The following is a 23,061-nucleotide window of genomic DNA, read 5'->3' as shown; positions in this document are numbered from 1 at the left end:
TGCCGACCAACGCCAAACTTAAAACGGAATGCTGAGCCTGAGAGAGCCGCTGTTGGTGGCCAGATTTTCGGAGAATCGGCCATTGTATTCCAGGCGCAGGTCGACCCCTTCAATGGATGTGAGCTGAAGGCCGGCCCCGATCGAGGCAAACAGATCCTCATGTTCGAGAGACGTCTTGAACGACCCGGTTCCCCCGGCGCGATTGGTGAAGCGTGCATCTGTTTCCCATTGGTCACTGGACAGGAACGACACGCCGAGTTTTCCATATACACGCAGGTCCTTGCCGTCCTTGTAGCGCAGGCGGCTTCCGATCTCGATAGAAGGCGTTGCGGCAAAATTCCAGTGGCCGGTGGAGTCGAATTCAAGTCCGTAATCACCGCTTTCCCGGTAGTCGCCGACCCTGGAGTAGATAGCGTCGAAGTCGACATAAGGTTTAACGTAGACGTTGGTTGCCGCGAAGGTGCGGGCAATCCGTGCTCTGACGGAGCCAGCCAGCACGTCGGGAGAGCTGGAGATCGTCTCGGAAAGATCGGAGATCGACAGGTTACGGTCGAACCTGGTGGCTCCGTAACTGCCAGCGGCAGCGGCCGAAAGGGTCCAGGCCCCTATCTCCCGCTTCAGGCTTGCCCCGAGATACCCCGCCTTGCCGTCTCCTTTCACGGTTCCGGAGGCCTGTGAAATCCATGTTTGCTGAAATGCAGCAGCGCCACCGATGAACCAGCCGGGCGCTATTTCCCGTTGTCCTCCCAGCTGGTAGGTCAGCGCATTAGCGTTATAGCTCGGTGAATTGCCGATGGCTGAGCGGTGGCCCGTTCCGCCGGTTGCGCGTGCCCAGTCACAGGAGCCTTCGGTTATGCCTGCGCCATCGCCTTCGAAGACAGGACAACTCATCAGGCTGTCGCCGAAGGACAGCATTTCGAAGGTCTGTTCGACGACGGCAGCAAGCCCGGTGCGCGGCAGAAGCTGGTTCAGGGTGTCTGCATAGCTTCCGGATTGATTGTCGACCTCGTCGGCAATGGCCCCGAACAGTGTTCCGAAAATGTTGTTGCCGCCGCGATCCCAGATATTCTGCAGGTTTTCCGCAACGGCCTTCTGATCCCGGTTGAGTTTCACCTTGCCGTTGGGGGTAAAGTCGGCGCCGGTTACCTGGAAATAATAGTCGGAGCCTTCCGGACTGAACAGGTAATCGAAGATGAGAGAGTCTTGCGGGGTGAGGGTGCCTGTAACAGACCCGCCGACCGACAGAACTTTCGTCTTCCTGTCCGGAAGAAGGCTGATGGTCTTGAGACCGAGTGTGCCTGCAAGCGTCGCGTCGCCGCGCACTTCCAGCCAATCGGAATTGAAATTGTTCAGGTCGATGTCCGCGACCAGAAACCCTTGTGCGCTTTGCTTGAAGTTGCCGGTAATCACTGTCTTGCCGGGGTCGCGTGCGCGCCCCAATACAAAGCGACCGTTGTTGACCACATTTGCATCGTACAGATAGCCGTCAGCAAGGGTGTTGGGTGAGTTGTTGGTGACTGTACCGGCGCTGCCGCCGTCGGCATTGGTCAGGACGACATCCCCGTAAAGAGACGCAGTGTCGTTGACGGTTACATTGAGGATTGCCCCGTCAGCCGTCGTGCCCGTTCCGGAATACCAGACCGCATAGGAGCCGGTGTCGTCGGTGCCGTTGCGCGATGCGCCTGACTGGACAATGGCATTGTCGTTCAGAACCAGCGTGTTGTTGAGCCCGTTGGAGACCCTGATGGCCGCGGCATCCGTATCCGTGCCCCCCTGGACGTTGCCTTGTCCGTCAACCGTGATCCCGATTGTGCCGTTGCCGTCTGCGCCCTGGCTTTGCGCAAAGACACCCGACGAACGCGATCCGGAGGCATAGACCTGACTTGCGATTTCCAGATCGATAGCGCCCGCGGTTCCCGTGCTGTCTGTTGACATGAGGCCAGCGACGCCGCCGGTGCCGGTTCCGGATATACCGCCGCCGCCGCCGATGGACTGAGCGATAATACCGATGGACTCGTCACCCGTGACGGTGATCGGCGCGTCGATATCCAGTGTGATCTGGCCACCATTGCCGTTGGCGCCGCCGGAGGTCAGGTTCGCGGTGGCGTTGGTCATGGAACCGCCGGTCGCATCGCCCGCCAATCCACCGCCACCACCGATGGATTGTGCCACGAGGCCGAAAGCGCCGTTGCCGCGGGTCTGGATGCCGGCGCCTCCGGTTAGCTGGAACGTCACCGCGTCACCGTTGCCTGCCGCACCGCCCGTGCCGCCGATTGCCAGATCAAGCCCGCCTTCTACGCTACCGGTGACGCCATAACCACCGCCGCCGCCGATGGACTGGAGCAGAACACCATGAGAGCGGTTGCCGTAGGTGGCAATCGTCGTGTCCATTGCCAGATCGATTGTGCCGCCATTGCCGGCCACACCGCCAGAACCGCCAACAGAGACGCTCAGCTCGCTACCGTCGACACGGGTTGTCTCTGCGCTGCTGCCGACCCCGCCGGTGCCGCCGCCGCCGCCGATGGACTGGGCAACCAGGGCGGTGGCATCATTACCGTTGGTGGTGATCGTTACCGCGCTGGTGTCATAGGTGTGAACCTGGCCGCCATCGCCGCCTGCACCACCTGTGCCGCCGCCGTCGCCACCGATTGCCAGTGTGCCGGTCTGGTTGTCCGAGCCGTCGCCACCCTGGCCGCCACCGCCACCGATGGACTGCATCGTCATGCCGGTGGCTGCAAAACCGGCCGTGTTGATGAAATTGCTGTTGCCGTCTGCCAGCCAGACGGCGACTTCACCGCCGTCCCCGCCCGAGCCGCCCCTGCCGCCGACGGCAAGTTCGATGGAGGCACTGACTTCGCTGCCGCTGGCGCTGGACGAGCCACCCTGACCGCCGCCGCCGCCAATTGATTGCAGCACGACCCCGTCCGCCCAGGCACCTTGCGTGATGATCTGACCATCATGGTAATATTTGACCTGATTGCCGTCACCGCCAGACCCGCCGCCGCCACCGACATCGACCGTGAACGAATAGGAAGCTCCCGCATCCGACAGGCGCTTGATCTGTTTCTTCAAGGCCCCAATGGCGTCAAGAACCTTGTGAGACGACGCGTCATTGCCGAGCGATCCGCCGATCCCGCCGCCGCCGCCGATGGATTGCAGCACGACACCGTCCGAGTCGCCGCCGAAGGTTTCGATGCGGCCGTATTGTTCGGCGTAGATGGTACCGCCGTTGCCGCCGCTTCCACCAATGGCTCCAACACCCAGGGACATGCTGCCGGAGACGCTGCTGGCGCCAACGCCAAGGTAGACGGTGCCACCCTGCGAATTGCCGCCACCGCCACCGATGGACTGCCCGACCAGACCCTTGGAGCCCGATCCCTGCGTCTGGACCGTGTAGCCGGCAAAGTTATGGATCTCGACGGAGGAGCCGTCTCCGCCCGAACCACCCTGGCCACCCAGGGAAATCTTCGCTTCCAGCGACGCGATACCGCCTTGCGAATAGGCGTTGCTGTTGCCCAGCCCGCCGTTACCGCCACCGCCGCCAATCGATTGGGCCAGAACGCCATGGGCACCGTCACCAAAAGTGAAAAGCGTGCTTTCCGGGGCCAGACTCGTGAGTTTCGTTGCGGTGGTGCTGCCTGAATTGGAAGACGAGCCGTAGGTTCCCAAGGTTACGTTGACTTCCCCGCCATTGCCGCCACCGGATGTCGTAAACGCATAATCCATATTGAAGTCGCTCAGGACATTGCCGGTGCCGCCCCCCAGAGCAACGGTAGCGGTGGATTCCACAGTGTCCTTGTCGCCAAGCGTGGCTGTCAACGCGGACGCATCGCCGCCGTTGCCGCCGCCGCCGCCAACCGATTGGGCCAGGATCCCGTGAGAGGCGTCGCCGATTGTCGTGAGCCTGGAGGGTTGATCATAGGTGACGGTCACGTCGCCGCCGGCTCCCGCATTGCCGCCGTTGCCACCAACGGTTGCCACATAGTTGAAGGCGAGGGGAACGCCGGTGCCGGTTGGAGCGGCAACCAGAAAATCGCCGGCGGATGTCGAGCCGCCATTGCCGCCACCACCACCGATGGACTGGGCCAGAATGCCGGTGGCATTGTTGGGGGCGTATTTGGAGGTGGAAGACGCGGAAAGTCCGGTGGCGATGGTGCCGCTTGAAAGATCGATTGTGACGTCGTCCCCGTCGCCTCCGTCGCCGCCGCTGCCGCCGAGGACAAAGGCTGCGTTGAAGCCGACGGTCGCGTCAAAGTAATTGGCGCTGCCGCCCGTGCCCCCACCACCACCGATGGACTGTGCGAGGACAGCTGTCGACTGTGCACCGGAGGTCGCGGCGTAAAACTGGTTCTGGGTCAGGGAAACGGTTCCCCCGTCACCGCCATCGCCGCCGCTGCCCCCCATCTGGAAGGCGAGGAACGAAAGGACGCTGAAATTCTTGACGCTGCCGCCGTTGCCGCCGCCGCCGCCGATGGACTGGGCGATCAGCCCAGGTGCGAATACGCCGGTTGTGGTGATGTGCGCGTTGCCGTTGCTTGTGGCAGCCAGAAGTGAGGGAAGGTCGGAGTAAACGCATCCGCCGGTGTTGTCGACGCAGACCTCGCCGCCGTCACCACCGAGGTCGGCGGAACCGCCGACGCCGATGGAGGCGATGGTCGACAGGGTTTGCACGCTGCCGCCGTTGCCGCCACCGCCGCCAACAGACTGGAAGATGGCTCCAGGAGAATAGCCGCCGGAGGTGACGATGGTTCCGATGTTCGGAATGGCGACCGTTCCGCCCTTTCCGCCCGCTGAGCCCTGGCCGCCTACGCCGACAGTGCCGGTGGCATCGCCACCCGAGCCACCGCCACCGCCAATCGATTGCGCAAGGATTCCGGTAGAGGAGTCGCCTTTGGTCGTGACCTTCTGCGTATTCGAAACGCCGACGTAACTGCCATTTGACGTTGTCGATCCGGCAGCGCTGCCGCCAACGCTGACAAACCCGCTGGAAGATCCCGCGGCACCGCCGCCACCGCCGACCGACTGGGCGATGATGCCGAGCGAGTTGAAGCCGTTGGTCGTGATGTCCGCGCTTGAGTTGACTGTTACGGTACCGGCTGCGCCTCCACCGGCGCCATCGCCGCCCAGTCCGACCAGGGTAGAGGCATCGATCCCGCCGGTTCCGCCACTTCCTGCGATCGACTGCGCGACGACACCGAAGGCATGGTCTGCTGCCGTTGAGACTGTCGCATTACCAAGCGAAAGGGTGACGTTTCCGGCATCGCCGCCATTGCCGCCGTTGCCGCTCTGACCGCCGAGAACACTCTGAAAATCGCTCCCCGTTCCGCCGCCGCCGCCGATGGAATGCAGCGCGATGGCTGCGGAAAAAGCGCCGCTTGTCTCAATACTGGTATCGCCTGAGACAGTGACGGAAACCGCGCCGGCATCGCCGCCGAAACCGCCGCCGCCACCGGTGCCGGCGAGAGCCGTGCCGTCGCCGCCGTCTCCGCCTTCACCGCCGATACTCTGTGCCAGCACGCCATACACATTAGCGCCACTTGTCTCGATGGATTTTCCGTCTTGAAGAGATACCGACACGGATCCTGCCGTACCGCCATCGCCGCCGCTATGATCCTTGGTGGGGCCGGTGCCACCCTTGCCGCCGAGGCTTTTTGCGCCGATTGCTGCGCTCGGTTCGTAGCTGCCGCCGGTAACATCGAGGACGAGCCTGGCTGAGTTGGTGATCGAGACGTTGCCGCCGTTGCCGCCATCGCCGCCGTCGTCGCTGTTGTCAGTCGAGGCGGTCCCGGCGCCGCCTTCGCTTAACCCATAGAGAACGAACAGGCCGTCGCCCCCAGCTGTGGTGACATCCCAGTAGATGTCGCCGTTCATGGCGTTGTTGATCGTGACTGTTCCACCAGCACCGGCATTGCCGTTGTTATCGCCGCCTCTGCCGCCAAAGGATCTGGCGATGAATCCGCCGCCTTCTGCAAGCCCCTGAAAACGGTTGCTGCTCGAACCGACGGTGAAGCTGCTCGGGGCGGTGTTGTTGACGGTGACGCTGCCGCCGTCACCGCCCTTGCCGCCATATTGGTCGGACAGGACGCTGTTGTTCTGGTTGCCTCCTGTTCCGCCGTTGCTTTCGGCAACGAAAATAGCAAATCCGAAATTGGCGTAACCAATGGCGGTATAGCTTGCAAGGCCGTTGTTGGTAACCTGCACCGAGCCACCGTTGCCGCCTGCGCCGCCGTTCGAATTGTTATCTCCGTTGGATTGATCGCCTTCGCCGCCGCTGGATTGGGCGAAGATGCCCATTGCAAATTGGCTGACTTCCGACACGCTGATATCGATATTTGACTGATTGACGATTGTAACTGTTCCGCCTGCTCCGGCTGCGCCGGAGTCCTCGCCTGCCGACCCTCTGGACTCGACATACCAGTTTGCATAGATGCCCTTGCTGGTTGGGATAACCATATTCTGCTGGGCGTAATTCTGGATCGTGATGCCAGGGGCCTGGGCGCCAGCGGATGCACCTGTTGCGGTCAGATCGACGTAACTGACATCCGTGCCGGTATTGAAGGTGCAAACCCACGGGTCGCCGGAATCGTCACACAGGGAATCCGCCAGGGCGGGGGATGAAAGGCACAGGCTCGCAACGGATGCGGTGGACAACAGCAGCGATTTCACGCGAATGTTTTTTCTGACCGAAGGATGGGAGACCTGGTCTTTTCCTTCGGTTGTAAGGCCGAGGCCCATTTTCTTATCCCTGAAACAATTGGCTTGAAAAGTTTTGAGACGGAACTTTTTGCTCTTCCTCGTCAGGAATAACTATGGTTGCAGGGCAGCGGGTTTCACTGCAAATTCGATGAACCAGCTGAAATCATCGATGAAATTGTGGGCCGTGCCGCAGGAGCGGTCCTATATTGAAAGTTACCTTTCCAGTACGAGATTGCTTGTAACATGCTTTTAGATGAAGCCGTTCCGGCGACGACACGCAGGACTGTCTCCACTCCAGAAGAAGACGTCCGCGTGCACGCCGTCAGTAAGTCTCATCACGAGGAGCGCCTGCAGCCAGAGACCGAGCATCTCTTCTGGAAACTTCAGATCGGCGGCTGGTTGTTCATAGCCGTTTATGGCTTTTTCGCCCGAGTGGTGACGTTCTCCGACTTCCGGCTTGCGTTCACGTTGACCCTTTCGATGGACCTGGTCGGCTTTCTGCTGACGAGCGCAGCGCATCACTATGTTCTCCGGAACGTCCAGCGGCTGATCACGATTCCGGTGTTCCTGGGGGCGGCGGCGTTTTCGCTCGTGTGTGGCACCTTGCAGATGTATCTAGCCTGGTATCTGCGCGACCTGCTTTTTCCTGAAGCCCTGCCCTTCAACACGCCTCTGACGCCGGTCGTTTATTACACTTCGGTTCTGCTGGGCTGGATGCTGGCCTATTTCTGCCTGAGGTCCGATTACGAGGCGCGGATCGCGCGGTTGCGGCGCAGCGAGGCACTTGCGGAGGCCATGCGTTCCGAACTGGAACAGCTGCGGCTGCAACTGGCGCCTCACTTCCTGTTCAATGCGCTCAATTCCGTCGCTTCGGAAATTCACGAGCGACCCGACACCGCGCTTGAAATGGTGAGGGAAATTGCAGGTTACCTGCGCTATTGCCTGAACCAGCAGCGTCGGGACCTCTGTCCGCTGTCGGAAGAAGTGGAGGCGATGAACGCCTATCTGCGCATCCAGGAAATCCGGTTTGAAGACAAGCTACAATGCACCGTCAGCGTCGATGAAACCGTCAGGGACATGATCGTTCCCCACATGATTCTGCAGGGGCTCGTGGAAAATGCGGTCAAGCACGGGTTAAAGCATCAGTCGAACCGTATCGACATTCACGTCTCTGTCAGCCGTCTCGGCAAGGATGAGGTCGAGGTTTCGGTCACTAACTCAGGGAAGATTTCGGAAACGGACCCGACACGGAAATCGATCGGTCACGCCAACCTCAGAAAACGCCTGCAGCTCTACTATCCGGAAATGCACGAGTTCAGCCTGTGTGAGGGGCAAGGCATGGTCGTTGCCCGCATCTTGCTTAAAGGTCCGGCATGCTCCGTGTAGTTCTGGTTGACGACGAACCTTCCGCCAGGCGCGGCCTCAGGCGAATGCTTGCCGAATTTCCCGACATTGCTGTGAGTGGTGAAGCGGGGGACCTCGAGTCTGCCCGGCAAGTGATGCATGAGGTCCGCCCGGATGCGGTTTTCCTTGATGTGGAACTGACCAACGGCAAGGGTCTTGACCTTGCAACGGACCTGCCGCCCGAAACCTTCGTGATCGTCGTCAGTGCATACGATCTATACGCGATCGACGCCTTTGATGTAGCCGCACTCGATTTCCTTGTGAAACCGGTCAAGCCGGAGCGGCTGGAAACAGCGATTGGTCGTCTGCGAGAAAGACTGCCGCGGGTCCCGTCCACTCCGGATAACAATGTGTCGCCAACCTTGGTCACAGCGCAGGGTCGTCTTCAATTCAAGACCAGTTCAGCGTCGATCCTGGTGTCCCACGATGCAGTCGCCTTTCTGCGGGCCGAAGGGGACTATACCCGCGTCTATCTGGAAAACGGTCAGCAACACCTCGCCAATGGCCTCCTGCGCGTTTTCGAAACCAGGCTTCCAGCACCGCCTTTTCACCGGCTGGATCGTTCCACTATCGTGAACTGCGCACAGATCCAGCGCGTCAATTGGCACGCTAGCGGACGCAGCAGCATTCATTTCTCGAATGGGAACAATGTCGTTGAAATTGGGCGCCCTGCATCAAAGAGATTGCGCTCTATTTTGCAGCTGAGTGGAGGCTGAAAAACCGGCGATTGGCGTCCTGGCTCTGGTCGCTGTTGCCAATCTTGGAACGTCCGACAAGGAACGCCAAGCAGTTCAGGAACCTTTCCGAAGCAATATGACGGTTCCTGCCGGATCGCATGTCCAATGGCCTGTGACATCTGTCAGCGGCTCCAGTTCATCGCGTTTGGGAGATCCCAATGCCGCCAGGGCATTCGTGGGATCCTCATCGAACAGTTCTATCCAGACGTCCGTCTGGCTTTGATGCGGCACGCGGTCGATCCACAATGTCATGGGGCCAAACGAGAAGCCGGTGCTGTCCTTCAGTTCACGCGTCACCTTCAACCCGATCTTGTCCCGGTAGAAGGCTACGGTTTCGTCCCACCGATACAGCGGCACCTTGATCGCGATGTTCTTGCCCGGTTCCATTTCCAATTCCCTTTCGATGCGTGTTGCCTATTTGTAAAATCCGTCGCGTAGCCTGATGCCGTTTTCGAGCCAGACCTTCATGGCGCAGAGCATGCCCGTCCAGCCTTCGCAGTTGCCGAGACAGGACTTCAGACCTGTTTCGGTTCCGGGCCAGCCAAATTCGTTGATGCGGACATAGGTGCGCCCGTCTTCCAGCTCCTGAAACGTGATGGTCACGGTCGTCCAGGTGCGGGCGTCATCTCCTGCCTCCCACTGCAGAACGACTTTTTCGTTCGGCACCACCTCCTGCACCAGAACAGGGAATGCACCGGGAAAGTCATGAAAGTCCCAAGTCACCTCCGCACCCGCTTCAATGCGGCCTTGGGCTCCCCCGGTCGTGAAGAATTCCGAAAGCTGTGCCGGGTCGACGACAGCCTCAAACACCTCCGCGACGGGTTTAGAAATCCTCCCGCCGACTGTGAATTTCAGTTCCATGGCCCTGTTCCTTGTTGCCTTGCGAGCTATTATGTTATAAAAACATAACATGTCAACAGATGATCAGGATGACGCGCTTTTCAAGGCGCTTGGCCACAGGGCGCGCAGGCACATGCTTGACCTTTTGAAGAAGGGTCCGCTAACCACCGGCCACCTTTGCGAGGCGCTGCCGCAGATAGACCGCTGCACAGTCATGCAGCATCTGAAGGTTCTGGAAAAAGCAGGGCTGGTGGTGGTCGAACGCCGAGGGCGGGAACGGTGGAACCACCTGGACGCACTGCCAATTCAAGCAGTTCACGAGCGCTGGATCGGTCCCTACGCTGCTTATGCAGCCAGCATGCTGGGTGCTCTCAAGAAGAGCGTTGAACAGAGCGAGGAAACTCACGCTGCAGCCGAAACCACCAACGGTGATACGAAAGGTACGTGATGACGTATCAGGTAGGCGCAAGCGCTCTTTTGGTGTGAGCGCTTGCAAGCGGTGTTCTCGTAAAACGCTGACCTCGCTCCGGCGGTGCTATTGACCGCCGCCGGAAGAAGAAATTGCGTCTAGGCGTTTTCCGCGCTTCTCGAAAGGCAGCAGACCCTCGTCTCGGGATGACATTGGTCAATCGCGAACAGATTGATTTTGGTGCTGACGAGGTAGAGCGGAAACGCTCTTCCAAGCGTCTGGATCCAATAATCAATTTCCAGAGAGTTAAGGTCATTGCAAGACTTGCAATAACTGGAGAGTGAGTACCCTTTTTCCTGCAAGTCTTCGAGCGTTGTGCAGCTGCTTGTTTCCAATGGCTCAAGAATTCTTATGTTTAAAGACATTTTTGGCACACCGTTTTTATTGTCGTAAGCAGCTTCAAGGGCGGTGTTCTTGGTTTTGGGCGATGGGAGCACTTGAAACTTGCATCTTTTTTACCGGTGATTGGGAACGTTCTCAATTCGTGGGAGTACTTAAGTATTATTTGAAAGGGGTGTGACCCTCCCAGGGTTCGGGCAACCGGAAATCATGGCACGATTTTTACGTATTTAGTCCTGGAACCCGATTGCTTCCCAGACGGGGTTCCGCCACATCTGCGGGTCGACATTGAACGCGGAACTTCAAATGCCCCCAGTTTCAAAACAGGCTTGCGTTGCCAAATGCCCTTACAGAATTGCCGTGCGATTGCTGCGAGCCGGACAATGATGGTTCGGACCGCGCGGCCGGAGGATACCCCGCAAGTTCTCCGGTTGATCCAAGATCATGCGCAGTATGAGGGCGGGAGAGCCACTATCGACAAGTGCGTGTTGGAACGACTGCTTCAGGTCGAGGAGCCACCGGTTCGGATCCTTGTCGCTGAATCAGATCAGATCGCGGGATATGCCGCGTTGACGACAGACTATTCGCTCTGGTCCGGAGCGCGCTACGGGCATCTCGACTGCCTTTTCGTTGCGAAGGAATATCGCGGCAGGGGCGTCGGCCAGATACTGTTCCTGAAGGTGCGTGAAGAAGCGCATTCTGCCGGGTGCGTTCGGCTTGAATGGCAGACGCCGGACTGGAACCGTCAGGCAACTGAGTTCTACAGAAGAAACGGCGCTGAATGTTTGTCGAAAATCCGCTTTGTCCTGCAGCTTGACGCAGGGTAGAGGGGGGTAGAACTGACAGCGTGGTCGTACTGGATTAAATCTTCACGAGTGCAGAACTTTTTCGATTAAATAGACCCGGTTTATAAATGCGGATTCAGGCTTTTTTCAGCTTTGACGTGCTCAATACTTGAGTGCAAGTTGGCGCTAATGACGAAGACGCAGCATGTCTACAGAAGTCAACATTCTTATTCGGTCCATGCGTCAGCTGGTTCCCAATCCGGAAACAAGCGCGATCCTGACTGCGATGGGTGTTTCCTACTGGGCCTACGATCCGGTTGCGGAAGAGTTGTGCTGGCAAAGGTCGGATCCGACCTCTGTCAGAGGTTATCGCCTTGCAAAGCTGTCCATTCAAAGGGCGCTTCAATACTACATCCAGCGTGACAGAACCCGCTTCCTCAAGGTGATTTCCAATGCGGTGGAACACGGTCTGTCGCAGACCACTCGTGTCACCATGAAAACGGATGGCGGTCACAAGTCCTACGACCTGGTGGCTTCTCGCATTTCCGGCAAACCGGCGTTTCTGATCATAGGGCTGATGAAGGAGTGTGCGCCGGAAGCGCCGGTCAACGCGGAATTGCCGGACATTCTGCAAAACCTGTCCAACGTCTTTATCTCGAACGCCAGTGCTGTCCTCATTACGGACAACAAGGGGGTGGTTCAGTCGGCCAATCGCCAGTTTCTGAAGCTGTTCGGCATAAGTAACGCCAAACAGGTTGTCGGCCGAGATGCAAGAACGATCCCCAATTACATAGGCAAGAAGCTCGCCGGCTCATTTGCCGAGATGTTGCGAAGCCGCCTTGCGTCCAAGGGAACACTCAAGCTGCCTCAGACAGTAGGCGATCCTGTTGAAGTTCTTTACGATCTGCATCCGATGGCGCTCGATGATCCGAACGGGGGTATCATCTTTGCAGGGGAACTTGCTGCCAATTCAGTGGAAATATCTGCCAATGAAGTTCTGGATGCGGTTCCAACCCCAATTCTGGTTGCCGATCTGGATACTCGCCGCATCAAATACGCCAACAAGGCCGGGCGCGGCGAGTTGGGCTTGTCCGCAAAACAAATAGGAACCGAACGGCTATCCGACACGCTCATGAGCGCGAATGACGTTCGTGATCTGACCCTTGTTCTCGACAAGGTCGGTTGGGACGCTGGCCGTGTGTGGCAGGTTCAAAGTCACATCGGACTCAAGAGGCACTACCGCATTCGCACCTGCTTCATCGGCAAACAGTCCTCGCGGCAGATCGTGCTCGAGTTTCTGCCTGTCCGGCTTGAAAAGGACAAACCCGGCAACGAAAAAGCCCAGAATTTCTTCTCGCGCCTGCTGGACATGAGCTTCAACTGATCCTGCCATCACCGTACGTCTCTGGAGGCCCGCCAACGCAGACCTCCAGGCATTTGAGTGTCATGCCGTCAGATCGTGACGGTCATTTCCTCCATGACGGATCCATAACCACCCGCCATCAGGCCGGTAATCCTGCCATCTTCAAGGTCAAGATCCACGGTAATGACGCTAGGGGAAGCCGGGGTCATGAAGTGGCCCTGTTGAATGACGAACCGTGATTTCCTTTCGTGAAGCAGGTCGTGCAGCACACAGGCGAGGGGGCCCGCGGCCATGCCAGTGGCGGATTCCTCGTCAATTGCATAGCGCGGTGCGAACATGCGGGTGGTGGCGTCGGCCTGCGTGGCGTTTCGATCGGTCGTGAAAACGTAGTAGCCGATCAGGTCCAGCTTGTTGCTGATGTCATTGATCCTCGACTGGTCCGGTACGATCTGCTTCAAGACTTCTGCATCGCGTACAGCGACGACGACGAAACTGTTGCCTGTGTTCACGAGGACAGGGCGCAGGCGCTCATCCAGCTGGTCTGCCTTCAGACCGAGCGAAGCCAGCACGTCGGCTTCGCTGACACCGCGCTCGGCCCAGGCTGGGCTCCGTTCATAAGTCGGGGCAAGCTGTTCCATGTATGCCGCGCCGTTCTTGATGACGATCTTGCGCGGACCATCGACGGTTTCCTTTGAGGTGACACCCTCCCGAACCCGGCCCAGTTCTGCCATGTAGCTGAAGGTCGCTATCGTTGCATGGCCACAATGGGCTATCCGCCTGTTTGGCGTGAAGAAGTCCAGCTTGAACCCTTCTTTCGCTGATTTAGACACGAAGGCTGTCTCTGAGAGTCCGATCTTTCCCGCAACGGTCAACATGTCTGCTTCCGACAAGCCATCGGCATCGAGGATGACGCCGGCCGGATTTCCGCCAAAGGCTTCCGAACCGTTCCGGCGCGTAACGAACCCGTTCACGATGCGGGCGACAATTTCTCTCGTTTCATTCATTCCATGCACCTCTCAATCATTGACTGGACACAAGAATGATGTCGTCTTATTGCTCATTCAACGCCTGAATACATGAGTGAATTTCATGAATGAGCGAGACGAACTGCAAAACCGTCTTTTGCTGAACGCACAGCTGCTGCACGCTATTGCAGAAGAAGGGAACTTCTCCCGGGCAGCCGTCGCGGTCGGTCTGGAGCAGTCGGCGGTCAGCCATCGCATCAAGTCTCTGGAGGCTGCGCTCGGCATTCGGCTTTTCGAGCGAACGACCCGGCGCATCGTCCCGACGGAAGCGGGACGGATCGTTTGTGATGCCGCGCAGCGTTGTCAGGAGATCTGGGGCAGTGCGCTGTCGCGGATAGCGGATGTGAAGACGTCCAGGACCATACGTTTGTCCGTGTCGTCCTCGGTTGCCATGAAATGGATCGTTCCGGCGCTGCAGCGCGCGCAGGAGGCCGGTCTTGACCTTGTGGTCGATGTGGAAGACAGGCTTGTCGACCTTCACACCGGTGAAGCCCAGGCGGCGATCCGCTACGGGACCGGCCCTTATCCGGGGTTCCACGCCGAAGCACTCATGACTGCGCAACTTGTGCCCGTTGCGCGGCCCGGCTTGTTGAAGGGGCAAATGGTTCCCGGCAAGGGAGCACCGGCCTTGCTTGCAGACAGGTCCGGCGGGACAGACGGAACGGGCTTCAGCTGGACCGACTATTTCAAGGGCCACAACTGGCCGGAATCACCTCCAAAACCTGCGGCTTCCTTTGCCAGAGCCGACCTCGCGATCCAGGCCGCCATCAGTGGCATGGGTGTAGCGCTCGGCAGGACACTACTGATCGAAAACGACATCGAGGCAGGGTTTCTGGAAGTCGTCGGCAAACCGGTCGCCTCGAAGGCAAAATACTGGCTGGTGACGACGGCTGCCTATGCAGACACGGAGGGATATAGCGATCTGCGGGCCTGGATCGGCACTGAAATCGAGATCGCACGCGACCAGAACCGAAGGCTGATTTCCCAGGCTTGAACGGTATTTGGTTCCGTACGTGGCCTTTCAAGCGTCACCAGACGCCTTGAGCCATTGCATCGCAAGGTCAAGTTTGTCCTGGTCGGAAAAACCGAGGTACTCGAGGTTCGACCAGGTCAGGAAATGCAGGGCTAAATTATCCAGAACATGATTGCAGTGCCGAAGGCCGCTTTGTTGACTGCTCGCGGCTGATGGATCAAACGGATGGCCTGCTGCTTCACGCAGAGGCCATCACGTTACCGGTACGCTGGTTCACGCCCTCCGCCAACCTCGAAAGATCCACTGGACCCATGACTGACAAGACCTACCAGATCAGGGTATTTGAGCCAGGCGACGGTGATGCCCTTGCCGCCATCTATCAAGGCGCGGTCGATCAGATTGCCAGGGCCGACTACTCAGAAGTCCAGCGGGCTGCCTGGCTCTCCATTGCACCGACGGGTGAAATCATGGAAACGGCCTATGGGGATGGAAGGCTCGCGCTTGTGGCGGTAGATCACGAAGCGCGGGTTATCGGATTTTCCGACCTCGAAGAGGATGGTCATATCCAGTTCCTCTACGTTGATCCAGCTGCGGCTGGCCGTGGTGTTGGTTCAAGCCTGATCGGGGCGCTTGAAGGCGCGGCAAGGCAACGGGGTCTGGGCTGCCTTTATTCCGAGGCAAGCGAGACGGCACTGCCGGTATTTTTGAAGCAGGGCTTTGAACGTCTGCATCGTCGCGACCTGAAGATCGGCGATGTCGACATACATAATTACAGCGTCGAGAAGCGTCTTTGACAGATCTGGATGCCGGGTGGTTTGTGGCAATCGGGCCGAAGCGTCAACGCGCCTTTTCGATCTGCTCGGTATGGCTGTCAAGCCACTTCTGCAAGTCGCGCTCGGCGCTTTCCAGGCTTTCGGCGTTTATGGCACGCAGGTTCAGGGCGCGTGTAATGGCACGTGTCCGTTTGTTGATCGCAAAATCGGCAGGTACCGTTTCGAGATTGTCGACGCCCAGCTTGTCATAAAGCGAGAGCAGGCGGTTCTGGACGGTGCGAAGCGACAGTCCCTGCCGAACGGCAATGACCTTGTCCGACAGGCCGAGAGCCATGTCCAGGAGAACGGCATATTCGCTGTCCGTAAGTGTGTCGTGTGTCCGGATGTGGCGCTGCTGAACCCGGTGAATTTCCTGGTCCACCACGATCTGGGACTCCAGAAAAACACCGCGCAGCGCCAGGTGGAGCCGCTCCTGTGTTGCCGTCTTCAGAACATATCCATAGGAGGTTTCCTGGGGCACGATCCGGGCAATGCCGCGCAGGTACGCCTCGTCCGAATAGTTTGACCAGAACAGGATGCGGGTCTGGGGGCGTTCGCGCCAGATCGTCCGGGCGGCGTCGATGCCGTTGCGTTCCTTCATCTGAAGATCCATCACCACCGACTGGATGGAATGCCTGCGTGCCAACTGCTCGCCCTCCAGGCCGTTGGTCGCGTGGAGGATATCCTCGACATCCGGCAAGGCCAGCTGAAGGGCCTCGCTCAGATACCCGGCATGGAATTGATCGTCTTCTACCAGAAGCACCTTCATGCCAGCTCTTCCTCACCCGTGTGTGGTGCGGTTTCCTGGCACGGGGCGCAGGTCATCGGCAATTTCACCGTGATGGTCGTGCCTTCCTTGCTCGACATCCCGAAGTCCGCGGCAATCAACCTTGCCCGTGTGCGCATATGGGCAATGCCTCCTGTTGCCTTGCTGGTGTGCCGGCCGAGACGGGAACCGGGAAGCCCCTTGCCATTGTCCCTGATTGTCATTTGCAGGCCGGATTTCACACGCTTCACGGAGACACTTATCTGGTCGGCTCCGGAGTGGCGAGCGGCATTGTTGATGGCTTCCTGGGCAATGCGAAACAGGGCAATCCGGATGGTGGGATCCAGGGTATCGATCAATCCGTCCGTCTCGTCCGCAGCTTCAAGGAAGGTGGACGAAACGTCCTCCACCGCGCGCTCCAGATGTATTCGCAAGGCGTGTGCAAAGCCGAATAGGTCCAGGATCGTTGGTACGGCAGTATCGATGATCCGGCGAAGGTCACCGATGCAGTGCTGTATGCTGCCGATCACCCGGGCCTTGTCGGAGGCCGTATCCATTTTTTCAACGTCCCGCATGATCCGGGTCAGATCGGCAAGGGTCTGGTCATGCAGATCCATGCCGATGCGCTGGCGTTCCTGTTCCAGAACCCGCGTCAGTTCCAGTGCGCCTTGCCGCAGGCCTTCTTCGCGAGCCTGGGCTTCCGCGCGGACGACGGCTGCGCGCTTGGCCTTTTCGTTCGCGCGAAGGGAATAGAAATAGGGGGCAAGCACATCGGCAATCTGCCTGACGCGCACAACTGTTGCCTCGTCGTAGATGTCCGCTGTGCAGGAGGAACAGTTCAGCGCGCCGATGGTGCGGCCAAGCACCTTCATGGCGACATTCACCCGGCTGCGCAGCTTGTGCTTGATGATCGGTTGGGCCAGCGCACCCTCATAGGTGTAGCGCTTGTCTTCCATGGCGTTGCCGGTGAGCATGTAATCCGTCTCCCCGAGCAGGATGCTGCGAACGGGCGAGATGGCGACAGGCGTGCGTGACAGGCTCCAGCGCGTCTTCATGCCGACTTCGTAACTGGTGTTCCAGGTGTTCTTGTCGTCCACCAGGCAGACGTCCAGGTGATCGATCGGAAGCAGGTTCTCGATCTCGGCCTTCACCGATCTCAGGGCAGCCCGGATTTCGACCTGGCCCGCAAGATGACTGGAAATGCGCAAGAGGGAGACGAGAGCCGTCGGCTCTGACACCTCCTGGTTTTCATTGGCTTCCTGTCGCATGGCAACAACAAGCTCCTCCCGTTTATTGCATGCCAGTGTGCGGTACAGGGCTTGCGTCGGCAACCCATCTGTTGCGCGCTTCAGTGCATCACGGTTGCGGGTTCCCGCAACCGTGATGCGTTTCTTCCGCTTTACGCATTTCCTTAACGTCATCAATCTGAGCGCGGGATGCATTGGGAGAACCGTGTCCCGTTATCAAAGACGCCTGCTGGCGTCAGGGAGGAAACATGAACACCAAAGCCAAGCTCTTGGGGGCGGTCGCGCTTGTTGCGGTCACCCTGCCGGGTCACGCTGTAGCGGACACCGCGGATAAACGTATTGCCCTTTCCAACAATTACGCCGGCAATTCCTGGCGACAGGCCATGCTGGAAAGCTGGGCCAAGGTCGGCGACAAGGCTGTTGAAGACGGCGTGGTCGCCTCGGCCGACGCATTCACCACGTCCGAAAACCAGGCAACCGAACAGGCCGCACAGATTCAGAACATGATCCTGCAGGGTTACGATGCGATCGTGGTCAACGCAGCTTCGCCAACGGCCCTCAACGGCGCGATCAAGGAAGCCTGTGACGCCGGCATCACGGTCGTCTCGTTCGACGGTATCGTCACCGAGCCCTGCGCATGGCGCATTGCGGTCGATTTCAAGGAAATGGGCCGTCAGCAGGTCGAATATCTCGCCGGGCGCCTGCCGGATGGCGGCAACCTTCTTGAAATCCGCGGTCTGGCCGGGGTTTTCGTGGACGATGAAATCCACGCAGGTATCGAGCAGGGCGTGACGGAATTTCCGAAATTCAAGATAGTCGGGTCGGTCCACGGCGACTGGGCGCAGGATGTTGCCCAGAAGGCAGTTGCAGGCGTCTTGCCGAGCTTGCCGGAGATCGTCGGGGTCGTGACCCAGGGCGGCGATGGCTACGGGGCAGCCCAGGCGATCAAGGCGGCCGGCCGCGACATGCCGATCATCGTGATGGGCAACCGCCAGGACGAAATGAAATGGTGGGCCGAAGCGCGTGACGAAAACGGCTACGAGACCCTGTCTCTTTCCATTGCCCCGGGTGTTGGCACGCTTGCCTTCTGGGTCGCCCAGCAAGTGCTCGACGGTGCAGAAGTGCCCAAGGATCTCACGGTACCTTTCCTGAAAGTCACCCAGGAAACGCTTGACGAGACGCTTGCCGCAACACCTGCCGGTTCGGTGGCGAACGTCGAATACAGTCAGGAAGACGCCAAGTCCGTCATTGCAGCTGCCAACTGAGGGAGAGACGGAATTGGAAGTGGCAACTGGCGCCGGCAGGCCGAAGCCGGATGTCCCGTTGGTTGCCCTTTCGGGCGCGTGTGTTCACTTCGGTGCAGTGCGCGCGCTCGACGGGGTCAGTCTGACCGTCAGTCCCGGCGAATGTGTCGGTCTGATGGGTCACAACGGTGCGGGCAAATCGACAGCCGTCAACGTGATCAATGGCGGACTGACGCCAACGGACGGACAAGTCCGTTACGGGCATGAGGACGGCAGAAAAGGAACGGGGGCAGCACGTGCGCGTGCCTGCGGTATCCGCAGTGTTTTTCAGGAACTCTCCTTATGCCCAAACCTGTCCGTACTGGAAAATCTGAGGGTTCCACATCGTGATCTGACAGGGTTTGGCTGGCGCAAAACGGCTGCCGGGCGGATTGCCGGTGCTCTCGACGAAATCTTTCCCGGACACAGGATCGAACCGGGCATGATCGTCGGCGACCTGACCCTGGCGGAACGGCAGATGGTCGAGATCGCTGCCGGATTTGCAGGTGGCCCTACACCACCACGTCTCGTCATCCTCGACGAGCCGACATCGTCCCTTGATGCCTCGATTGCCCGGCAACTGCTCGAACATGTCCGTCGCTTCTGCGCCAAGGGCGGTGCGGTCATTTTCATTTCGCACATGCTGGGAGAGGTTTTCGAAGTCGCTTCACGGATCGACGTGATGAAGGACGGCAAGATCATCGCCAGCAGACCGGCGTCTGAATTTACCCAGCAGGGCCTGATCGATGCCATGGGACATGTGGCAAACGAGAAGGCCGCCGCCCGGGCGGCGGTCGAAAGCAGTCAACGCATCGGCGAAGAAGTGCTGAAGACGCCGGAAGGGCTCAGTGCCCGCAAAGGGGAAATCGTTGGCCTGGCGGGTCTTGCCGGGCATGGGCAGGCAGAAGCTTTGGCCCGGTTCTTCATGTCCCGGTCGGGGAAACTTACGCGGGTGAAGGATCCTGAAGCGGCCTTCGTTGCCGGTGACCGCGGCCGGGACGGGGTCATGCCGCTCTGGTCGATCCTTCGAAATCTCACGCTGACACACCTGCCAAGCCTGACCCGGCGAGGGTTGGTCGACAGGATTGCTGAACAGGCGCTGGGCGCAGACTGGAAGAAACGCATCGGTATTCGGACCGACAATCTGGGAAATCTCATCTTGTCCCTGTCCGGTGGCAATCAGCAGAAAGTTCTTTTCGCCCGCGCACTGGCCTCATCCGCCCCGATCGTGGTGATGGACGACCCGATGCGCGGTGTCGATGTCGGCACCAAACAGGAAGCTTACGACATGATCCGAACGGAAGCCGCCAACGGGCGCACCTTCCTGTGGTACTCGACGGAAACGGATGAAGTCTGCCAGTGTGACCGGGTGTTTGTGTTCCGGAACGGGCAGATCTCTGTGGAGTTGACCGGGGACGGCATCACGGAAGAAAACATTCTGGCCGCATCCTTCCAGATGCAGGGGGCCGGCGCATGAACGGAAAGTACCGCATTCTGCTTCCGGTCCTGTCCCTGACTGTGCTGCTGGCGGCCGTCTTTTACCTTCAACCCCGGGCAATGAGCTACTTCGGCCTGAACCTGCTCTTCAATCTCGCGGTGCCGATCGCATTGGCAACCATCGCGCAGATGATGATCATCATGGTCAACGACATCGACCTGTCGGTCGGGACGTTCGTCAGCTTCGTCGCCTGTGTAACGGCAACCTTCCTGAACGATGCGCCGCTCGTCGGTGCGGCTATCCTGCTGGCATCGATCCTCGCCTATGCGGCCATCGGCGCGCTCATTCACATTCGCCAGCTTCCGGCGATTGTGGTTACGCTCGGCATGTCATTCGTCTGGGGAGGCCTGGCGATTCTGCTGCTGCCATCGCCGGGTGGTGCGGCACCGACATGGATCCGGACGGTGATGACCGTCAAACCCCCACTGGTGCCGATGGCGGTGGTGGCCTGCATCCTCATCGCCGGTCTGACGCACCTTTTGATCATGCGGTCTTCGACGGGCACGCTGTTGCGCGCAGTCGGCGGCAACGCCCAGGCGGTCGCCCGCTCCGGCTGGTCGGTCACGAAACTGAAGGCGGGCGCCTATGCGCTTGCCGGCTTCTTCGGGGTCCTGGCCGGTATCTGCCTCGTCGGACTGACAACGTCGGCCGATGCCAATATCGCGCTGCGCTACACGTTGCTCTCCATCGCCGGAGTGATCCTGGGGGGAGGAGAGTTCACCGGCGGCCGGGTCTCGCCTGTCGGTGCGGTCCTCGGTGCGTTGACACTCGCGCTCGCCGGAAGCTTCCTCTCGTTCATGCGCCTGTCGCCGGACTGGCAGATAGGCGCCCAGGGCGCGATCCTCATCCTTGTGCTGGCGGTGCGGCTGATCTTTTCGCGCCGCAGCCGGAAATGGAAGGGGGCCGAAAATGGATAATTCCCGTCTTTCGACAGTTCTCGCAATCCCCAGAAGACCCTGGTTCTGGGCATTCGCGGCCAGTGCTATCGCCTATTTCGCAACCCTTTCGCTGACGGAAGGGCGCGGCGGAGGGGAGCTTCTTTCCGCAGCGCTGACCTTTGCCTCCTTCTCGGCCATTGTCGGGCTTGGCCAGATGTTCGTCATTACGCTGGGGCCGGGCAATGTCGATCTGTCTATCCCTGCGACCATGACCCTGGCCGGCACGCTGTCGCTCAAGTTCATGGACGGCGCGGCAAATCTCATCTTGCCGGGGCTCGCCGTCGCGCTTGCCGTCGGTATCGGCGCGGGCACATTCAATTACCTGCTGATCCGGCTTTTGCGGATCCCGCCAATCATTGCGACCCTTTCAGCGTCGTTCCTTTATCAGTCGCTGGCGATCTGGTGGAACCGCGGCCTCAGGATCAAACCGCCCGAGGCGCTCGCGGATTTTTCGACCGGTGCCATCGCCGGCCTGCCAAACCTGACGATCATTGGCGTGCTGATTGCGCTGTTGAGCTGGGTGGTTCTGGAACGCTCGATCTTCGGACGCTGGGTGTCCGCCTTCGGGCAGAACACGCGCGCGGCCCGGCTGAGCGGGATCCCGGTGGAGACGGTCCGCGCGGTCACCTATATCGCGTCCGCCGTCCTGGCCGCGTTCACCGGATACCTTCTGGCGAGCTTTTCAGGAGGTGCCGCGCTGAACATGGGCACGGAATATCTCCTGATTTCCATCGCCGTCGTCGTGATCGGAGGCTGCTCGATCGCAGGCGGCAATTCGAATGTCCCGGGCATCTGGGGTGGGGCGCTGCTGATGTTCCTGGTCGTCTCGATGTTGAATTCCTACGGCTTCGGCGCAGGCGTGCGCCTGATCATGACCGGCGCCATCATCATTGGCATCGTCGCTGCCGCATCCGGAAAGGGCAGACCCACATGAACAGTTTCTCTTCTCCCTATCAGATCGACGATCCCCGGTTCAGGAACCTGATCCAGAAGAATGCCAGGTTGCGCCAACTTGCGACCGGCTTTGAATGGACCGAAGGGCCCGTCTGGTTTGCCGATCACCAGCACCTGTTTTTTTCCGATATTCCCGCAAACCGGATGATGCGGCTGACGCTCGATGGCCAGGTCAGCACCTACCGCCAGCCTTCGGACTATTCCAACGGCAACACCCGGGATCGTCAGGGCAGGCTGGTGTCCTGTCAGCATGGAACCCGCTCTGTTACCCGGACCGAGCTGGACGGCACCCGCACCGTGATTGCAGACAGCTACCAGGGAAAACGTCTCAATTCACCGAATGACGTGATCGTCCAGTCGGCCGGTGCGATCTGGTTCTCCGATCCGACCTACGGCATCCTGAGCGATTATGAAGGCTACACGGCAGAGCCGGAGCAGGCGGCCCGCAATGTCTTCCGCGTTGATCCGGCGACGGGGGAGGTCGAGGCAATCATCACCGACTTCACCCAGCCGAACGGTCTGGCCTTTTCAGCGGACGAGAGCGTTCTCTACGTGGCGGAATCCGGCTCCAGTCATGATGCCGGGGTTCCCTCCGTCATCCGCTCCTTCAAACTGGACGACACCGGCAGGATCCTGTCGGACGATGTTTTTGCCACGATTGACCGGGGCCTTCCCGATGGAATGCGGGTTGATACCGCCGGCAATCTTTGGAGTTCGGCGTCCGACGGCATTCACTGTTTCCACCCCGACGGGACCCGTCTCGGGAAGATCCTGGTGCCGGAAGTGGTCTCCAACCTGTGTTTCGGTGGCGTGCGCGGCAACCGGTTGCTGATCACCGCAACCACGTCGGTTTATGAGATTGCGGTCAACGCAAGATCGGCGATCTGACAAATCTGGCTTGTGAGGAAGCATTCTCGGCGATGAGAAAGTCC

At 59.4% G+C, this 23,061-nt stretch carries 18 protein-coding genes; 12 read left to right on the top strand and 6 right to left on the bottom strand.

Translation table 11 applies throughout. From position 1 onward, the window contains the following. Window positions 1–18 precede the first annotated feature (18 nt). Window positions 19–6,735, bottom strand: coding sequence for an autotransporter outer membrane beta-barrel domain-containing protein (locus ACYQ6M_RS27520; RefSeq protein ID WP_460076819.1), 6,717 nt, complete (start codon window positions 6,733–6,735; stop codon window positions 19–21). Between the two features lie 204 nt (window positions 6,736–6,939). On the opposite strand from ACYQ6M_RS27520, the gene ACYQ6M_RS27515 reads away from it, so the two are divergent. Continuing rightward, entirely contained in the window at window positions 6,940–8,082 is a 1,143-nt protein-coding gene (locus tag ACYQ6M_RS27515; protein WP_228873071.1) for a sensor histidine kinase, read from the top strand. Further along, window positions 8,070–8,816 (top strand): LytR/AlgR family response regulator transcription factor, encoded by a 747-nt coding sequence (locus ACYQ6M_RS27510; protein WP_296596348.1) that lies wholly within the window; start codon window positions 8,070–8,072, stop codon window positions 8,814–8,816. The genes ACYQ6M_RS27515 and ACYQ6M_RS27510 overlap by 13 nt, the downstream gene beginning before the upstream one ends. 75 nt (window positions 8,817–8,891) lie before the next feature. Here ACYQ6M_RS27510 and ACYQ6M_RS27505 read toward each other — a convergent pair whose 3' ends face one another. Together ACYQ6M_RS27505 and ACYQ6M_RS27500 are read right to left on the bottom strand one after the other, a co-directional pair. Then, window positions 8,892–9,224: a VOC family protein gene (locus ACYQ6M_RS27505; RefSeq protein WP_023001524.1), complete on the bottom strand. Its 333-nt coding sequence runs from the start codon at window positions 9,222–9,224 to the stop codon at window positions 8,892–8,894. A gap of 27 nt (window positions 9,225–9,251) precedes the next feature. Further along, complete coding sequence (locus ACYQ6M_RS27500; RefSeq protein ID WP_055660716.1) at window positions 9,252–9,698, bottom strand: SRPBCC family protein; 447 nt, start codon at window positions 9,696–9,698, stop codon at window positions 9,252–9,254. A 49-nt stretch (window positions 9,699–9,747) separates the two neighbouring features. On the opposite strand from ACYQ6M_RS27500, the gene ACYQ6M_RS27495 reads away from it, so the two are divergent. The 3 genes from ACYQ6M_RS27495 to ACYQ6M_RS27485 all read left to right on the top strand — a co-directional run bounded on the left by ACYQ6M_RS27495 (window position 9,748) and on the right by ACYQ6M_RS27485 (window position 12,654). Next, complete coding sequence (locus ACYQ6M_RS27495) at window positions 9,748–10,125, top strand: ArsR/SmtB family transcription factor (RefSeq protein ID WP_209171179.1); 378 nt, start codon at window positions 9,748–9,750, stop codon at window positions 10,123–10,125. Window positions 10,126–10,970: 845 nt separating this feature from the next. Continuing rightward, complete coding sequence (locus tag ACYQ6M_RS27490) at window positions 10,971–11,312, top strand: N-acetyltransferase family protein (RefSeq protein WP_460076814.1); 342 nt, start codon at window positions 10,971–10,973, stop codon at window positions 11,310–11,312. A 163-nt stretch (window positions 11,313–11,475) separates the two neighbouring features. Then, the gene (locus tag ACYQ6M_RS27485) at window positions 11,476–12,654 is read left to right on the top strand and encodes a PAS domain-containing protein (RefSeq protein WP_081713180.1); all 1,179 of its coding nucleotides are present in this window, start codon (window positions 11,476–11,478) and stop codon (window positions 12,652–12,654) included. 68 nt (window positions 12,655–12,722) lie between these two features. Here the strand turns inward: ACYQ6M_RS27485 and ACYQ6M_RS27480 are convergent, their stop codons facing one another. Continuing rightward, the gene (locus ACYQ6M_RS27480) at window positions 12,723–13,637 is read right to left on the bottom strand and encodes a PhzF family phenazine biosynthesis protein (RefSeq protein WP_460076811.1); all 915 of its coding nucleotides are present in this window, start codon (window positions 13,635–13,637) and stop codon (window positions 12,723–12,725) included. A gap of 85 nt (window positions 13,638–13,722) precedes the next feature. Between ACYQ6M_RS27480 and ACYQ6M_RS27475 the strand changes: the two genes are divergently transcribed. Next, window positions 13,723–14,652, top strand: a complete 930-nt coding sequence (locus ACYQ6M_RS27475) for a LysR family transcriptional regulator (protein ID WP_460076809.1) — start codon at window positions 13,723–13,725, stop codon at window positions 14,650–14,652. 290 nt (window positions 14,653–14,942) lie between these two features. Beyond that, complete coding sequence (locus ACYQ6M_RS27470) at window positions 14,943–15,425, top strand: N-acetyltransferase family protein (RefSeq protein ID WP_460076807.1); 483 nt, start codon at window positions 14,943–14,945, stop codon at window positions 15,423–15,425. 43 nt (window positions 15,426–15,468) lie between these two features. Here ACYQ6M_RS27470 and ACYQ6M_RS27465 read toward each other — a convergent pair whose 3' ends face one another. Together ACYQ6M_RS27465 and ACYQ6M_RS27460 are read right to left on the bottom strand one after the other, a co-directional pair. Next, window positions 15,469–16,212: a response regulator transcription factor gene (locus tag ACYQ6M_RS27465; protein WP_055660733.1), complete on the bottom strand. Its 744-nt coding sequence runs from the start codon at window positions 16,210–16,212 to the stop codon at window positions 15,469–15,471. Next, window positions 16,209–17,477: a sensor histidine kinase gene (locus ACYQ6M_RS27460; protein ID WP_297836068.1), complete on the bottom strand. Its 1,269-nt coding sequence runs from the start codon at window positions 17,475–17,477 to the stop codon at window positions 16,209–16,211. Before ACYQ6M_RS27460 ends, ACYQ6M_RS27465 begins: the two co-directional genes overlap by 4 nt. Before the next feature lie 227 nt (window positions 17,478–17,704). Between ACYQ6M_RS27460 and ACYQ6M_RS27455 the strand changes: the two genes are divergently transcribed. The 5 genes from ACYQ6M_RS27455 to ACYQ6M_RS27435 are packed head-to-tail and all read left to right on the top strand — an operon-like array spanning window position 17,705 to window position 23,017. Beyond that, on the top strand, window positions 17,705–18,721 hold the full coding sequence (locus ACYQ6M_RS27455; protein WP_228866735.1) for an ABC transporter substrate-binding protein: 1,017 nt from the start codon (window positions 17,705–17,707) through the stop codon (window positions 18,719–18,721). Between the two features lie 13 nt (window positions 18,722–18,734). After that, window positions 18,735–20,216: a sugar ABC transporter ATP-binding protein gene (locus tag ACYQ6M_RS27450; RefSeq protein ID WP_460076804.1), complete on the top strand. Its 1,482-nt coding sequence runs from the start codon at window positions 18,735–18,737 to the stop codon at window positions 20,214–20,216. Next, window positions 20,213–21,154 (top strand): ABC transporter permease, encoded by a 942-nt coding sequence (locus tag ACYQ6M_RS27445; protein ID WP_460076801.1) that lies wholly within the window; start codon window positions 20,213–20,215, stop codon window positions 21,152–21,154. Before ACYQ6M_RS27450 ends, ACYQ6M_RS27445 begins: the two co-directional genes overlap by 4 nt. Beyond that, window positions 21,147–22,109 carry an ABC transporter permease gene (locus ACYQ6M_RS27440; RefSeq protein WP_055660740.1) on the top strand — a complete coding sequence of 321 codons (963 nt, stop codon included), beginning with the start codon at window positions 21,147–21,149 and terminating at the stop codon, window positions 22,107–22,109. The genes ACYQ6M_RS27445 and ACYQ6M_RS27440 overlap by 8 nt, the downstream gene beginning before the upstream one ends. Beyond that, window positions 22,106–23,017 (top strand): SMP-30/gluconolactonase/LRE family protein, encoded by a 912-nt coding sequence (locus ACYQ6M_RS27435; RefSeq protein ID WP_460076798.1) that lies wholly within the window; start codon window positions 22,106–22,108, stop codon window positions 23,015–23,017. Before ACYQ6M_RS27440 ends, ACYQ6M_RS27435 begins: the two co-directional genes overlap by 4 nt. Window positions 23,018–23,061 lie beyond the last annotated feature (44 nt).

It is taken from the genome of Roseibium sp. ROS1 (genome assembly GCF_054658215.1).
This window is presented reverse-complemented; position numbering and strand designations above follow the sequence as displayed.

What these genes read in the sequence shown, in the direction of transcription:
- ACYQ6M_RS27515 (WP_228873071.1), top strand. Translation starts at nt 6,940, where the DNA reads ATGCTTTTAGATGAAGCCGTTCCGGCGACGACACGCAGGACTGTCTCC.
- ACYQ6M_RS27495 (WP_209171179.1), top strand. Translation starts at nt 9,748, where the DNA reads ATGTCAACAGATGATCAGGATGACGCGCTTTTCAAGGCGCTTGGCCAC.
- ACYQ6M_RS27470 (WP_460076807.1), top strand. Translation starts at nt 14,943, where the DNA reads ATGACTGACAAGACCTACCAGATCAGGGTATTTGAGCCAGGCGACGGT.
- ACYQ6M_RS27480 (WP_460076811.1), bottom strand. Translation starts at nt 13,637, where the DNA reads ATGAATGAAACGAGAGAAATTGTCGCCCGCATCGTGAACGGGTTCGTT.
- ACYQ6M_RS27505 (WP_023001524.1), bottom strand. Translation starts at nt 9,224, where the DNA reads ATGGAACCGGGCAAGAACATCGCGATCAAGGTGCCGCTGTATCGGTGG.
- ACYQ6M_RS27455 (WP_228866735.1), top strand. Translation starts at nt 17,705, where the DNA reads ATGAACACCAAAGCCAAGCTCTTGGGGGCGGTCGCGCTTGTTGCGGTC.
- ACYQ6M_RS27475 (WP_460076809.1), top strand. Translation starts at nt 13,723, where the DNA reads ATGAATGAGCGAGACGAACTGCAAAACCGTCTTTTGCTGAACGCACAG.
- ACYQ6M_RS27440 (WP_055660740.1), top strand. Translation starts at nt 21,147, where the DNA reads ATGGATAATTCCCGTCTTTCGACAGTTCTCGCAATCCCCAGAAGACCC.
- ACYQ6M_RS27445 (WP_460076801.1), top strand. Translation starts at nt 20,213, where the DNA reads ATGAACGGAAAGTACCGCATTCTGCTTCCGGTCCTGTCCCTGACTGTG.
- ACYQ6M_RS27465 (WP_055660733.1), bottom strand. Translation starts at nt 16,212, where the DNA reads ATGAAGGTGCTTCTGGTAGAAGACGATCAATTCCATGCCGGGTATCTG.
- ACYQ6M_RS27435 (WP_460076798.1), top strand. Translation starts at nt 22,106, where the DNA reads ATGAACAGTTTCTCTTCTCCCTATCAGATCGACGATCCCCGGTTCAGG.
- ACYQ6M_RS27485 (WP_081713180.1), top strand. Translation starts at nt 11,476, where the DNA reads ATGTCTACAGAAGTCAACATTCTTATTCGGTCCATGCGTCAGCTGGTT.
- ACYQ6M_RS27520 (WP_460076819.1), bottom strand. Translation starts at nt 6,735, where the DNA reads ATGGGCCTCGGCCTTACAACCGAAGGAAAAGACCAGGTCTCCCATCCT.
- ACYQ6M_RS27500 (WP_055660716.1), bottom strand. Translation starts at nt 9,698, where the DNA reads ATGGAACTGAAATTCACAGTCGGCGGGAGGATTTCTAAACCCGTCGCG.
- ACYQ6M_RS27510 (WP_296596348.1), top strand. Translation starts at nt 8,070, where the DNA reads ATGCTCCGTGTAGTTCTGGTTGACGACGAACCTTCCGCCAGGCGCGGC.
- ACYQ6M_RS27460 (WP_297836068.1), bottom strand. Translation starts at nt 17,477, where the DNA reads ATGCGACAGGAAGCCAATGAAAACCAGGAGGTGTCAGAGCCGACGGCT.